This window comes from Cupriavidus sp. SW-Y-13 (assembly GCF_009793345.1).
In the GTDB taxonomy this organism is placed as follows: Bacteria; Pseudomonadota; Gammaproteobacteria; order Burkholderiales; family Burkholderiaceae; genus Cupriavidus.
Genome location: NZ_WHLX01000002.1, coordinates 603,551 through 616,236 on the forward strand (window position 1 = coordinate 603,551; position 12,686 = coordinate 616,236).

Consider the following 12,686-nt stretch of genomic DNA (forward strand, 5'->3'; position numbering starts at 1 on the left):
TGCGATCGATGCAATAAAAAAACGCCAACCCGCGAAGGTTGGCGTTTTTCTTGGAACGTACTACCGGAACAGACGCGATCAGAACTGGTTCATCGTGTTGTCCTTGCCCGCTGCCTTCAGGGCGGCGTCGCCGCTGAAGTATTCCTTGTGGTCGTCACCGATGTCCGAGCCGGACATGTTCTGGTGCTTCACGCAGGCGATGCCTTGGCGGATTTCCTTGCGCTGCACGCCAGCCACGTAGCCCAGCATGCCCTGGTCGCCGAAGTATTCCTTGGCCAGGTTGTCCGTGGACAGTGCGGCGGTGTGGTACGTCGGCAGCGTGATCAGGTGGTGGAAGATACCGGCTTCGCGTGCGGCATCGGCCTGGAACGTACGGATTTTCTCGTCGGCTTGCTTCGCCAGTTCCGTGTTGTCGTACTCCACGCTCATCAGTTGGCTGCGTTCGTAGGCCGACACATCCTTGCCTGCGGCTTGCATCGCGTCATAGGCTTGCTGGCGGAAGTTCAGGGTCCAGTTGAACGACGGGCTGTTGTTGTACACCAGCTTGGCGTTCGGGATCACCTTGCGGATTTCCTTGACCATGTTGCCGATCTGCGCGATGTGCGGCTTTTCGGTTTCGATCCACAGCAGGTCGGCGCCGTTCTGCAGCGCGGTGATGCTGTCCAGCACGCAACGTGCTTCGCCCGTACCGGCGCGGAACTGAAACAGGTTGCTCGGCAGGCGCTTCGGACGCAGCAGCTTGCCATCGCGCTTGATGATCACGTCACCGTTGCCCAGTTGGTCCGGGGTCAGTTCTTCGCAATCGAGGAACGAGTTGTACTGGTCGCCCAGGTCGCCCGGCGTGTGGGTCACGGCGATTTGCTTGGTCAGGCCGGCACCCAGCGAATCGGTACGCGACACGATGATGCCGTCGTCCACGCCCAGTTCCAGGAACGCGTAGCGAATGGCGCGGATCTTGGCCAGGAAGTCCTCGTGCGGCACGGTGACCTTGCCGTCCTGGTGGCCGCACTGCTTCTCGTCGGACACCTGGTTTTCAATCTGGATGCAGCAGGCACCGGCTTCGATGAACTGCTTGGCCAGCAGGTACGTTGCCTCGGCATTGCCGAAACCTGCGTCGATGTCTGCGATGATGGGCACCACGTGCGTCACGTGGTTGTCGATCTTTTCCTGGATCGCAGCCTTGGCAGCGCCAGTGGCAGCGTCCAGTTCGCGGAACAGACCGCCCAGTTCACGGGCATCGGCCTGGCGCAGGAACGTGTACAGCTCGCGGATCAGCGCGGTCACCGACGTCTTTTCGTGCATCGACTGGTCCGGCAGCGGGCCGAACTCCGAGCGCAGCGCAGCGACCATCCAGCCCGACAGGTACAGGTAACGGCGTTCGGTGCTTTTGAAGTGCTTCTTGATGGAGATCATCTTCTGCTGGCCGATGAAGCCGTGCCAGCAACCCAGCGACTGCGTGTACTTGGACGAGTCGGCATCATAGGCGGCCATGTCGGCGCGCATGATCTTGGCCGTGTACTTGGCGATGTCCAGACCCGTCTTGAACTTGTTCTGGGCGCGCATGCGTGCGGCGTATTCGGGATTGATGGCATCCCAAGCGCTGCCCTGCATTTCCTTCAAACCAGCAACTGCCTTGATGTCGTCTTGATATTGGGCCATGTGTCTCTCCTAAGGGCTTGAGCGCTTCCGCAAAAAGTTTTTGGGGGTGCTTCACGGTTTGTCGAAGCGAACCGCATGGACAAAATTGTAGTCCTCGCTTGATGCGTTGCAACAAGGTCTTATATAAGACATAAGACTTAATTTATCGTTATATTTCAACGGGATAGCTATTGTATTTCGCGATGTGGAACGATTTTTCAGGCCACGAAAACATCGCGCCGGAGAAATCCGGCGCAAATCCCGCAATGTGAAACGTGCTTTCAGGTGTCGAAGCGCGGAGGTCAGGCGGCCATGCGTTCGGTCACCTCGCAGGAAGGTCCGTCGGTAAGGGCGAGCTGGTCGGCCAGTTTGCGCAATTCGAGAGGATCGGGGCGAATCCGCAGCCAGAGTGAACGGCTGCGCGGCTAGTGAATGTGGCTGCGCACGAGGAACGATCCCCAGACCCAGCCTCCCTCGACGCGGCACCAGTCGTCGGCCTTGCATTCGTAGAGGCGCAGGATCTGGCCTTGTCTGAGGATGCCGATTACCCGACCGACGCCGCCTGGGATGTCATAGAGATCGACGTCCGAGATGATGAACGTGTTCGTCTGCGGCGAGGCGCTTCGACCCAACGCCATCATCGGGGCCAGTCCCTGGATGGGTTTCGGCACGTTCTGAGCCAGCACGCCAGGTTCTGCGGCATTGAAATTTCCGGTCGGGTCATATTCGCAGGCCCAGAGCGTGCCTTGCGTCTGACCCTGCGAGCAGGTGTTCTTGGCGCAGCCCAGCTTCGTGGTCGCGCGCCATATCACCTGAGTAAAATGGCCGGTCACTTTCTTGGGGTTATTCGCAGGGTTGCAGGCGTCTCCGAATACCGATCCGGAATCGTCTTCCCCAGCCAGTTTCGGTGAGGGGTTGTCGAAGTTGTAAACATTGCTCTCGCAATACCACTGCCGGGCAGCCTCCTTCGCGGTGCGGCTGGGCCATCCGAATGAGAGATTCTCGCCATAACGATAATTGGGATCGGCCCCACATCCGCGCGGACTCTGGTGGCAGAAATACTCGTCGTTATTGGCGTTCTTGGCCTTGTGGCAGCCGGCCACCCATGCCTTCGCGTTATTGGCCAGTTCGGTCGACCATGTCAATGGCGCCACGCCGTGCCTGGCGCGATAGGTATTGTGCTCGGTGCACATTTCCAGGTCGTCGCCGGACAGGCCCGCGCATCCTGTTCCGGTCGACCCGGTTGATCCGGTCCCAGGTCCTGTACCGGGAACCACCTGCGCGAAAGTGCCGCAAATCAATCCCAACGCATTGACGTGCCGGCCGTATCGACCTTGCACACCGACGGCCGCCTCGCCGTTCGGGCACGGCTGAATCTCGGTGGGGAAACGGGAAAATCCCGGAGGCTCCTGACCGAGCCTGAAATTGCTGCGATCCGGGCCAGTGGTGGAGCGGCAATTCAGATCGATGGTCAGGACCTGACGATTCCCCTCAGTGAATAACATGCCGAGGCCCGACACGATTTTGCCGGCGCCGCACGTACCTTGAGAGGGGCCGCCCCCATTTCCGCCGCGCGTTGGCCCATTCGACTGCGTGCCGATCGAACCGTCAGGGTTGATGGCGCCGCAGGTAATCGACATCTGATCCATCCACGCACCCGAACGCACGCGCATGCCAATCAGGAACTGGCCGGCAGGGCATACATCCCGGGCACTGGAGTCGCCGCCTCCGCCCACCGGCGCATATTCCTTGGCGGCGAGGGCGGGAAAGGAGTGGAAGGCCGTGAGCCAGACCAGAAGGATCATCGAAACGATCGCAATCCGGTTTGGCGAGGTGGTGTCTGCTGCCGTGCGCGTTGTCATCGCAGGCCCCCCATTTGTTGTTTCTTGTTCTTGCACGCGGGACATGTGGATGCGGGTCCGGGCAATGGCTCCAGCCTAGAAACGCGCGTTCGAAATGCAAATGCACTTCGCTTCCATCTGATCTGCAAGACGTTTCAACGATAGATATCTGTCGGGGTGTTGCTGTGCGGTGAACGGCGCATCAAATATCGTGCGGCGGTTCTGATACCGAATCATTCTGTGTAATATCGCCATTACTCAATTTCTGACCTGACCGGGGTATGGCGGATCTTTCAGGCGAATCGTCGCTGCTCGAGATCGCGGATCGTTCGATCCAGAATGTCTTCCTGGTAGATGCCTCCGGGAAGATTCAGTACGTCAACCGGAACTGCTCGGCCACGCTGGGTTTTGCGGCGTCCGACCTCATTGGTCTTCCCATCCTTGATCTCGTGGTCCCGGGCGATCGTACAAAGACGCTGAACGAGGCCCAACAAGTCCTGGCCGGCAAGCGTCGCGAGGGATTCGAAAACCGCTATCAGCACCGCAGTGGTGCCGATGTTCATTTCCGATGGTCCGCGCGATGGCTGGAAGCCAACCAGCTACGACTCGGCATCGCCCAGGATGTCACGGACCTGCACCACAATCGCTGCGGCTTGCTACTGCCCGATACCGTGGTGGACGCATTGGCGTCTTCCGAACGCGATGTGCTTTTTCTATTATTGACGTCGGCATCCGAAGCGCAGATTGCGGATCGGACAGGCATGAACCAGCGCGAGGTGCTGACGTGTGTTGCCAGCATTTATCGCACGCTCGGTGTCAGAGGCAGGCTGGGATTGTTCACGCTCTGCCTGGGCGGACTGGAGTCCGCGTCGCCGCATGGTGGCTAGCGTGATCGATGGTTGTGCTTCAGTAGTGACGCATCAGGCAAATCAAGCGGACCGAACGCGGAAAGGCCATGTGTCCTGTCCCATCGCCGCACAGAAAGGATGGATATGGACTATCAACTTCAAGGCAAGTTGGCGCTGGTCAGCGGATCGAGCAAGGGTATCGGATTTGCCATCGCGGCAGGACTGGCACGCGAAGGCGCGGAAGTCATCCTGAACGGGCGATCGGATCGTTCCGTGGCCGAGGCGCTCGATAAACTGGCGGCCACGGTGCCCAACGCGCGCGTGCACGGCTATGCAGGCGACCTGTCGACCGTTGCAGGCGTGGAAGGTCTGGTCGCAAAGTTTCCCACGGTCGACATCCTCGTCAACAACCTCGGGATGTTCGACCCCAAGCCGTTCGAGGACATCCCCGACGCTGACTGGCAGATGTTCTTCGACGTCAATGTCATGTCTGGTGTACGGCTGTCGCGCGCCTACCTGCCTGCGATGAAGAAGAAAAACTGGGGACGCATCGTATTTATCAGCAGCGAGAGCGGCGTCCAGATTCCCGTCGAGATGATCCACTACGGCATGACCAAGACCGCACAGCTCGCCATCTCGCGCGGCTTGGCGGAATCGTGCGCGGGCACGGGTGTCACGGTGAATGCCGTGCTGCCAGGACCGACAAGCTCGGAAGGCGTCAGCGATTTTGTGGAGAAGCTGTCCGGTGGCCAGTCGTTCGAAGCCTTCCAGAAGCAGTTCTTCGAACAGGCTCGTCCCTCATCGCTGCTGAAGCGCTTTATCACACCGGAGGAAGTGGCGAACCTGGTCGTCTATGTCTGCTCGCCCGCATCGGCGGCCACCAATGGCGCGGCATTGCGTGCCGATGGCGGGGTGGTGCGCTCGGCGTTCTGACGTTGGCCCGAGTCCGCGCCGAGGCCATCGGCGCGGGTTACCCTGCGGTGCGCTTCATGCGCGTGGTGACCGAGAACGTCTCTGCCGGATGGATCGTTACCGATACCTCGAACGTTTCACCGGCCTCATCGAAATAGCGACGCACGATCTTCAGGACCGGCGCGCCCAGTTCGAGCCCAAGCGCATCGCCAATGCGCACATCCTGCAGCGTCGAGGCGCGCACCTCCTGTTCGATCTCCGCAATCGGGCGGCCATGACGTGATTCGATCAATGAGCTGACCAGCACGTCGGGTGTATCACGCACAGTGGCTCCGATATCGGCATAGCTGGCATCGACATAGATGTCGGTCCACGCCATCGGCGCAGCACTGTCACCATCGTCCAGCCGGACGCTGGAAATGCGCAGCCACTGCGTATCGGGTGCGCCGCCCAGGTCGGCTGCCACTTCGGCTGGCGCGGTCACAGTCTCCACCGACTGCACCACGCGGCGGTGCGCTTCACCAAATTGCATCAGGTCTTCCACCGACGCCAGGGTCGGCTTGAACACGGCTTTCGGCCGGGTGGCCTCCACGCGCGTGCCCACGTTCTTGCGGCGCGACACCAGCCCCATGTCCTGCAACTCCTGCAACACCGCCCGAATCGTGTAGCGGCTGGCCTGGAATTGCTCGCATAGCTCGAACTCGGTAGGCAGCAGGGCGCCTACCGGGAAACGGCCCGTGGTGATGCCGTCCAGCAGCGCGCGGCTGATCTCTGCGGAATTTGTCTTGCTCATTGGCCCTTTCACTGCACGTGCACCATTTCAGGGTTAACACTGATTTCTCAAATATGTTCGAACATATTTAATGGCGTATATGTTCGAACATATACGAATTTCTGCACGATTGCCACAAGGTCGCACCATGCCCAACTACACGATTCCCGCCGCCAGCACCGTTGTCGATTCCGCGTTGTTCCGAGATGCCTTCGGCACCAAGGCCATGCGCGAGATTTTCTCGGACGGCGCGCTGGTCCAGCGATACATCGACGTCGAAGTCGCCCTGGCCAAGGCCGAGGCCCGCGTCGGCGTCATTCCCGCGGATGCCGCCGAAGCCATCGCCCGGGAATCGCGCATCGAGCGGATCGACTTCGACCACATGCGCGAGGAAACCGACATTGTCGGCTATCCGATCCTGCCGCTGGTGCATCAACTGGTGGAAATGTGCGGTGAAGCCGGTCGCTACGTCCACTGGGGTGCCACCACGCAGGACATCATGGACACCGCCGTGGCGCTGCAGGTGCGCGATGCGCTCGACAGCATCGATGCCGATATCCGCGAGCTGCGCCGCATCCTGGCCGACCTCGCCGTGAAGCATCGCGATACCCCGATGGCTGGCCGTACCCACTTGCAGCAAGCGCTGCCGGTGACGTTCGGCTACAAGGTGGCGATCTGGCTGGCGATGTTCGATCGCCATCAACAGCGACTGGCCGAACTGCGCCCGCGCGTGGCCGTGGTGGAGTTTGCCGGTGCTGCCGGCACGTTGGCGTCGCTGGGTGACAAGGGGTTCGACGTGCAGCGTGCGCTGGCTCAGGAACTGGATCTTGGGGTGCCGGCAACCACCTGGCACGTAGCACGTGACGGGTTTGCCGAAGCCGTGAACCTGCTGGCGCTGATCACCGGATCGCTCGGCAAGATTGCGCTCGACATCATGATCATGGCCTCCACGGAATTCGCGGAGGTCTACGAGCCTTTCGTGAAGGGGCGGGGCGCCAGCAGCACCATGCCGCAGAAGCGCAACCCGATTTCGAGCGAACTGATGCTTGCCGCATCCAAGGCCGTGCGCCAGCACGCCGGCCTGATGGTGGATGCCATGGTGCAGGACTTCGAGCGCGCCACCGGCCCGTGGCATGCCGAGTGGATCGCCATTCCCGAGAGTTTCATCCTGACTGCCGGCGCACTGCATCAAGCGAAATTCGCGCTGGGCGGCCTGATCGTCGATGTGCCGCGCATGGCGCAGAACCTCGGCATTTCCAAGGGTTTGATCGTGGCCGAGGCCGTGATGATGCGCATGGCGCCCCATATCGGCCGCCAGCAGGCGCACGACGTGGTCTACGACGCTTGCCGCACCGTGAACGAGAAGGGCGGCACGCTGGCCGAAGCACTGCTCGCATTGCCCGCTGTCACGCAGCACTTCGACCGTGCGGCCATCGAACACATGGTGGACCCGGTGAACTATCTGGGCCTCGCGCCGCAAATGGTGGATCGCGCCATCGCGCTGTCTGGCGAAGTGGCCTGAGGGCCGGCATTCGGCTACCCGTCCAGAGGAGACAGACATGAATACCGCATCCACACAGATTCCAGACGTTCCAACACCCAGGCGCCTGCCCTGGTATCGCCGCCTTGGCATGCAGGTGCTGGTGTCGCTGATACTCGGCATCGCGGTGGGCTTCGCGTTTCCGGCATTCGCGGCCAAGCTCAAGCTGCTGGGCGACATGTTCCTGTCGCTCATCAAGGCCGGCGTCGCGCCGCTGGTATTCCTGACCATCGTCCATGGCATTGCTTCGGCGGGCGACGTCAAGAGTGCGGGGCGCGTGGGCTGGCGATCCATTCTCTACTTCGAGGTGATCTCCACCATCGCGCTGATCCTCGGCATGGTGGCTGGCAACCTGCTGGAGATCGGCAAGGGCATGAGCAGCGTTGGCGCGGCCAGTGCGGCGCCAGTGGTCAAGGCGGCTGCACCGCAGGGCTTCCTGGAGTTCATGGCGCATATCGTGCCGGACAACTTCGTGGGCGCATTCGCCAAGGGCGAACTGCTGCAGGTCGTGGTGCTGGCCGTGATGGTCGGTATCGGCATCCTGGCGATTCCCGAGACACGTCGCGTCAAGATCAATGAAGGGCTCGACAACATCTCCGAGGTGCTGTTCTCGTTCATCAATCTCGTGATGAAGCTCGCGCCGATCGGCACGTTTGGCGCAGTGGCCTACTCCGTGGGCAGCAACGGCTCCGCCGTGCTGCTGGCGCTGGCCGAGTTCGTGCTGAGCTTCTATGCCGTGGTGATCGTGTTCATCGCCGTGGTGCTTGGCCTTGTGGCGCGACTGGCAGGGTTCAGCCTGTGGCGATTCCTGCGTTACATCAAGGACGAGATCCTGATCGTGCTGGGCACGGCATCGTCGGAGAGTGCGCTGCCTCGCCTGCTGATCAAGCTGCAACGCCTGGGCTGCGCCAAGCAAACGGTTGGACTGGTGCTGCCCACGGGTTATGCCTTCAACCTTGATGGCACTTCCATCTTCATGGCGATGGGGGTGATGTTCATCTCCCACGCCTACGGTGTGCCGTTGTCGCTCGATCATCAGCTTGGCATTCTGGTGCTGATGCTGCTGACGTCGAAGGGGGCCGCAACGGTCTCCGGTGGTTCCTTCGTCGTGTTCGCCGCCACGGTGACATCGACGGGCGTGTTGCCGGTGGAAGGGCTCGCGGTGATCTTCGGCGTCTACCGTTTCCTGTCGATGGCGATCTCCACCTGCAACACCATCGGCAACAGCGTGGCGACGGTGGTGGTAGCCAAGTGGTCCGGCACGTTCGATGCCGACACTGCGAAACGTCATCTATACCCGGAGCTGTATCCGAATACCGCGCAGGCCGATGCCGCACTCGACGACGGCAACCTGCTGGGCGAGGACGCCGATCAGGTCGGCCCGCATTCCAGCGGCATACCGCTGGCGCGCGCCACGGCCCGCTAATCCCATTTCATAAAAAATTCAGGCAGGAGACAACCCATGCAACCCTTCACTCCCTTTGTGCGCGCCGCACTGGCAGTCGTCACGCTTGCTGCCGCTACGTCGGCCCACGCACAGGCGTGGCCCAACAAGCCGATCACATGGATCGTGCCGTTCGCGGCGGGTGGTCCCACCGATGCACTGGCGCGCAATATCGCCGAGCGCGTGTCACGCGAGGTGGGGCAGTCGATCATCATCGACAATTCGCCTGGAGCGGGCGGCACCGTTGGCGCGACCAAGGCTGCGCGCGCACAGGCAGATGGCTACACGATGCTGGTGGGCCACATGGGGTACATGGGCGCAGCGCCCGCGCTGTACAAGAAGCTGCCCTATGATCCGGTGAAGGATTTCGCGCCGGTGTTTCGCTTCCCGGACACGCCGATGGTGCTGATGGTGCGCAAGGACCATCCTGCCAAGGACGTGAAGGCGCTGGTCGAGTACGGCAAGCAGAATCCCGGCAAGCTGTTCATCAGCAATGCGGGCATGGGCTCGACGTCCCACCTCATCGCGGCGATGTTCGCGTCGGCGGCGGGCATCAAGGTATCGCTGGTGCCGTACAAGGGCGCAGGACCGGCGCTGATCGATGTGATTGGCGGTCAGGTCGATGGCATGTTCGACCAGACCAACACCGCGTTGCCGCAGATCACGGAAGCGAAGGTGCGCCCGCTGGCGGTGACATCCGCCACGCGCGTGTCCCAACTCAAGGATGTGCCGACCCTGGCTGAAACCGTGGTCCCTGGCTTCGAGGCCGCTACGTGGTACGGCATCTATGCACCGAAGGGCACGCCGCAGCCGGTGATCGACAAGGTGCAGGCGGCCTACCTGAAAGTCATGAACGACAAGGCATTCACGGATCGACTATCCGCCCAGGCTATCCAGATGCTGCCGGCTGACAAGTACACGGCCAGTGCGCTGGGAAAGCACACGGAAACCGAAGTGGCGCGCTGGAAGGTGCTGGCAGCCAAGGCGAACATCTCGCTGGATTGAACGATGACGATGACGCGCACAGAGCACGACGCCTTTGGGCCAGTGGATATTCCTGCTGACCGGTACTGGGGTGCCCAGACCCAGCGCGCGCTGGCCGTGTTCGATATCGGCACCGAGCGGCTTCCCGAGTGCCTGATCCATGCATTCGGGCTGCACAAGATGTCGGCGGCAGTTGCCAATTTGCAGTGCGGCCAACTCGACGCCGATATGGCGCAGGCGATTGTTGCGGCAGCGGCCGAGGTGCGCAGCGGTGCATTCGATGCGCACTTTCCGCTGACGATATGGCAGACCGGGTCCGGCACACAGACCAACATGAATGCCAACGAGGTCATCGCCAATCGCGCTAACGAGCGTCTGGGCGAACCGCTCGGCACCAAGCGTCCGATCCATCCCAACGATCACGTCAATCGTTCGCAGTCGTCCAATGACAGCTTTCCGACCGTGATGCACCTGAGCGCCGTGCTCGAAATCGAGGATCGGTTGCTGCCTGCATTGGCTGCCCTGCGCGATAGCCTGCAATCACGCGCGGTGGCGTTCGCGGACATCCTCAAACTGGCGCGCACCCATCTGATGGATGCGGTGCCCACTACGCTGGGCCGCAGCTTCGAGGGGTTCGCGGCGCAGGTCGGGCATGGCATCGAACGCGTGGAAGCCACGATGCCGCGCCTGCTGTCGCTCCCGCAAGGCGGCACGGCGGCGGGTACGGGACTCAACGCACCCGCAGGATTCGCGGAAGCATTCTGCGCGGAGGCGAGCCGCCTGACTGGACTGCCATTCCGCCCGAACCCGTGCAAGGTGGAGGGCATGGCCGCGCACGATGCGTTGCTGGAGCTGTCCGGCGTGCTGAACGTCATCGCGGTCTCGTTCATCAAGATTGCGAACGACCTGCGATGGATGAGTTCCGGGCCACACTGCGGAATCGGCGAACTGCTGATGCCCGATGACGGCCTGACCTCATCCATCATGCCGGGAAAGCGGAATCCCACCATCCTGGAGGTGATGGTGCAGGCCGGCATGCAAGTCGCTGGCAATCACGTCACGGTCACGATGGCGGGGGCATCGGGCAGCTTCGAGCTGAATGTGGCGAAACCAGTGCTGATCCACAACGTGCTGCAGTCGATCCGTGTACTGGCCGACAGCGCGCGCGCCGTGGCGGAACGCGTGATTCCCGGACTGGAGCCGGACCGCGAGCGGCTTGCGCGCCAGCTCGACAGCCCGCTACTGGCTGCTACAGCGCTCAATCCACACATCGGCTACGACCAGGCCGCGCGCATCGTGGCATACGCCAAGGCGCATGGCGTGGCCGCACGTGAAGCGGCCATTGCGCTCCAGATCCTGAGTGGCGACGAGTATGACGCGCTGGTGGATCTGGAGCGGATGGCGCGGGGAGGCGGCTGAGTGCTTTGGCGAAGGCGTATCTAAACTTCCTTCGTCTCGAAAATCAGCAACTCCATCCCGGCCTGTGCGAAGTTTGCCAGGTCAGCCACTGCGGCAGCACCTTCTGGCGAAGCAAGCGATGCCTGAAGGTCTGCCATCGAATCGAAGCTCAGTATCGCTGCCAAATGGAACGGACCATCCCCTCCGATGGGCCCGTCGTTGACCTCGTAGCTGCGCAGGCCGGGCATCGTCTTGGCGATGGGGATGTGTCGGGTGAAGTAGTGGGAATCGAACTCGGCCGTGTCGGCGGGCGTCTTGTATAGCGCGATGAGCTTTGCCATTTGCTTTCTCCAGTGACGAAGCGCACTTGGGTGCGCGCTTCCTGGAGCGAAGCATAGGGGCGTTCACGCGGCTGGCGTATGCGCCGTCCGCATGATGATTGACGATGGTCAGAGGAGCCCCAGAGCGCGCAGCCTGGCATGAACGCGATGATGGGCGACGTCATCAATGTGGCCGGATGGACATCGGGTCTGGCGCCGCGGTGGGAGGGCGTGGCGAAAGACGCCAACATCAGCCTCGATTGACTGCCTGCGGCGCGTTACAGCCGATATTGCTGCGCCTGCAGATAAGCGTCGCGGGAGGGCAAGAGATGCGCGGCGCAGAGGGACACCAAGGCATCGATATCTCCCTTCTGCAGCGCCGCGATCATTTGCCAGTGTTCCTTCTGCGCGCGCTCGCGATACTCGGCAGAAACAAGCGAGGCAAAGCGGATCGGGTGGGTCTGTCGTGCAAACTCGGCAATCGCCTTTTGCAGCGTCTGGTTGCTGCAAAGGCCGAAGAGTTCGCGGTGGAAGGCCAGGTTGACGCGGAACACGGTGCGCGCATCGCCTGCTGCGACGGCGGCATCGTGTTGCTTCTGGATGGCAATCAGATGCTCGATGCGTGAAGGGACGCGTTCCATATCGATGCGCCTGGCCGCTTCGGTCTCCAGCATGGTCCGGACTTCGTACAGTTCCTTGACCTCCTGAGCCGAGAAGGATCGGACGAGCGCGCCCACATTCTTGCGCCGCTCGATCAGTCCCATGCGATCCATGGCGGCCAACGCATCGCGTACGACGTGACGTTTGACGTTGAACCTGACCATCAGGTCGTCTTCGACCAACCGCTCTCGCGGATGAAGCCGGCCGAAGACGATGTCTTCCTCAAGGGCGGCAACCATGCCGCTCAGCACATCCAGCGTTGTAGGAGAGGCTTCACCGCCCGTTTCGATGGCGGCGCTCAGCGTGTCGGAGATGGACATCGGGCGAGT

Annotated in this window: 11 protein-coding genes; 6 read left to right on the top strand and 5 right to left on the bottom strand. The window is 61.7% G+C overall.

From position 1 onward, the window contains the following. Positions 1 to 78 precede the first annotated feature (78 nt). Together GA566_RS18480 and GA566_RS18485 are read right to left on the bottom strand one after the other, a co-directional pair. On the bottom strand, positions 79 to 1,659 hold the full coding sequence (locus GA566_RS18480; protein WP_137923471.1) for an isocitrate lyase: 1,581 nt from the start codon (positions 1,657 to 1,659) through the stop codon (positions 79 to 81). Positions 1,660 to 2,063: 404 nt separating this feature from the next. Continuing rightward, complete coding sequence (locus GA566_RS18485) at positions 2,064 to 3,500, bottom strand: CAP domain-containing protein (RefSeq protein WP_160473634.1); 1,437 nt, start codon at positions 3,498 to 3,500, stop codon at positions 2,064 to 2,066. Between the two features lie 260 nt (positions 3,501 to 3,760). Between GA566_RS18485 and GA566_RS18490 the strand changes: the two genes are divergently transcribed. After that, positions 3,761 to 4,366 (top strand): PAS domain S-box protein, encoded by a 606-nt coding sequence (locus GA566_RS18490; RefSeq protein ID WP_137923469.1) that lies wholly within the window; start codon positions 3,761 to 3,763, stop codon positions 4,364 to 4,366. Between the two features lie 105 nt (positions 4,367 to 4,471). Beyond that, positions 4,472 to 5,260, top strand: a complete 789-nt coding sequence (locus tag GA566_RS18495) for an SDR family NAD(P)-dependent oxidoreductase (RefSeq protein WP_137923468.1) — start codon at positions 4,472 to 4,474, stop codon at positions 5,258 to 5,260. A 37-nt stretch (positions 5,261 to 5,297) separates the two neighbouring features. Here the strand turns inward: GA566_RS18495 and GA566_RS18500 are convergent, their stop codons facing one another. Then, positions 5,298 to 6,032 carry a GntR family transcriptional regulator gene (locus tag GA566_RS18500; protein ID WP_160473635.1) on the bottom strand — a complete coding sequence of 245 codons (735 nt, stop codon included), beginning with the start codon at positions 6,030 to 6,032 and terminating at the stop codon, positions 5,298 to 5,300. A gap of 127 nt (positions 6,033 to 6,159) precedes the next feature. Between GA566_RS18500 and pcaB the strand changes: the two genes are divergently transcribed. The 4 genes from pcaB to GA566_RS18520 are packed head-to-tail and all read left to right on the top strand — an operon-like array spanning position 6,160 to position 11,398. After that, on the top strand, positions 6,160 to 7,533 hold the full coding sequence (gene pcaB / locus GA566_RS18505) for a 3-carboxy-cis,cis-muconate cycloisomerase (protein WP_137923466.1): 1,374 nt from the start codon (positions 6,160 to 6,162) through the stop codon (positions 7,531 to 7,533). 37 nt (positions 7,534 to 7,570) lie between these two features. Continuing rightward, entirely contained in the window at positions 7,571 to 8,977 is a 1,407-nt protein-coding gene (locus GA566_RS18510; protein WP_160473636.1) for a cation:dicarboxylate symporter family transporter, read from the top strand. 36 nt (positions 8,978 to 9,013) lie between these two features. Beyond that, positions 9,014 to 10,000, top strand: coding sequence for a tripartite tricarboxylate transporter substrate binding protein BugD (locus tag GA566_RS18515; protein ID WP_137923464.1), 987 nt, complete (start codon positions 9,014 to 9,016; stop codon positions 9,998 to 10,000). Between the two features lie 3 nt (positions 10,001 to 10,003). Next, positions 10,004 to 11,398: a lyase family protein gene (locus GA566_RS18520; RefSeq protein ID WP_160473637.1), complete on the top strand. Its 1,395-nt coding sequence runs from the start codon at positions 10,004 to 10,006 to the stop codon at positions 11,396 to 11,398. A 20-nt stretch (positions 11,399 to 11,418) separates the two neighbouring features. Here the strand turns inward: GA566_RS18520 and GA566_RS18525 are convergent, their stop codons facing one another. After that, positions 11,419 to 11,718, bottom strand: coding sequence for an EthD family reductase (locus GA566_RS18525; protein WP_137923462.1), 300 nt, complete (start codon positions 11,716 to 11,718; stop codon positions 11,419 to 11,421). Between the two features lie 257 nt (positions 11,719 to 11,975). Next, entirely contained in the window at positions 11,976 to 12,596 is a 621-nt protein-coding gene (locus tag GA566_RS18530; protein WP_137923525.1) for a GntR family transcriptional regulator, read from the bottom strand. Positions 12,597 to 12,686: the final 90 nt, after the last annotated feature.

What these genes read in the sequence shown, in the direction of transcription:
- GA566_RS18480 (WP_137923471.1), bottom strand. Translation starts at nt 1,659, where the DNA reads ATGGCCCAATATCAAGACGACATCAAGGCAGTTGCTGGTTTGAAGGAA.
- GA566_RS18485 (WP_160473634.1), bottom strand. Translation starts at nt 3,500, where the DNA reads ATGACAACGCGCACGGCAGCAGACACCACCTCGCCAAACCGGATTGCG.
- GA566_RS18490 (WP_137923469.1), top strand. Translation starts at nt 3,761, where the DNA reads ATGGCGGATCTTTCAGGCGAATCGTCGCTGCTCGAGATCGCGGATCGT.
- GA566_RS18495 (WP_137923468.1), top strand. Translation starts at nt 4,472, where the DNA reads ATGGACTATCAACTTCAAGGCAAGTTGGCGCTGGTCAGCGGATCGAGC.
- GA566_RS18500 (WP_160473635.1), bottom strand. Translation starts at nt 6,032, where the DNA reads ATGAGCAAGACAAATTCCGCAGAGATCAGCCGCGCGCTGCTGGACGGC.
- pcaB (WP_137923466.1), top strand. Translation starts at nt 6,160, where the DNA reads ATGCCCAACTACACGATTCCCGCCGCCAGCACCGTTGTCGATTCCGCG.
- GA566_RS18510 (WP_160473636.1), top strand. Translation starts at nt 7,571, where the DNA reads ATGAATACCGCATCCACACAGATTCCAGACGTTCCAACACCCAGGCGC.
- GA566_RS18515 (WP_137923464.1), top strand. Translation starts at nt 9,014, where the DNA reads ATGCAACCCTTCACTCCCTTTGTGCGCGCCGCACTGGCAGTCGTCACG.
- GA566_RS18520 (WP_160473637.1), top strand. Translation starts at nt 10,004, where the DNA reads ATGACGATGACGCGCACAGAGCACGACGCCTTTGGGCCAGTGGATATT.
- GA566_RS18525 (WP_137923462.1), bottom strand. Translation starts at nt 11,718, where the DNA reads ATGGCAAAGCTCATCGCGCTATACAAGACGCCCGCCGACACGGCCGAG.
- GA566_RS18530 (WP_137923525.1), bottom strand. Translation starts at nt 12,596, where the DNA reads ATGGTTGCCGCCCTTGAGGAAGACATCGTCTTCGGCCGGCTTCATCCG.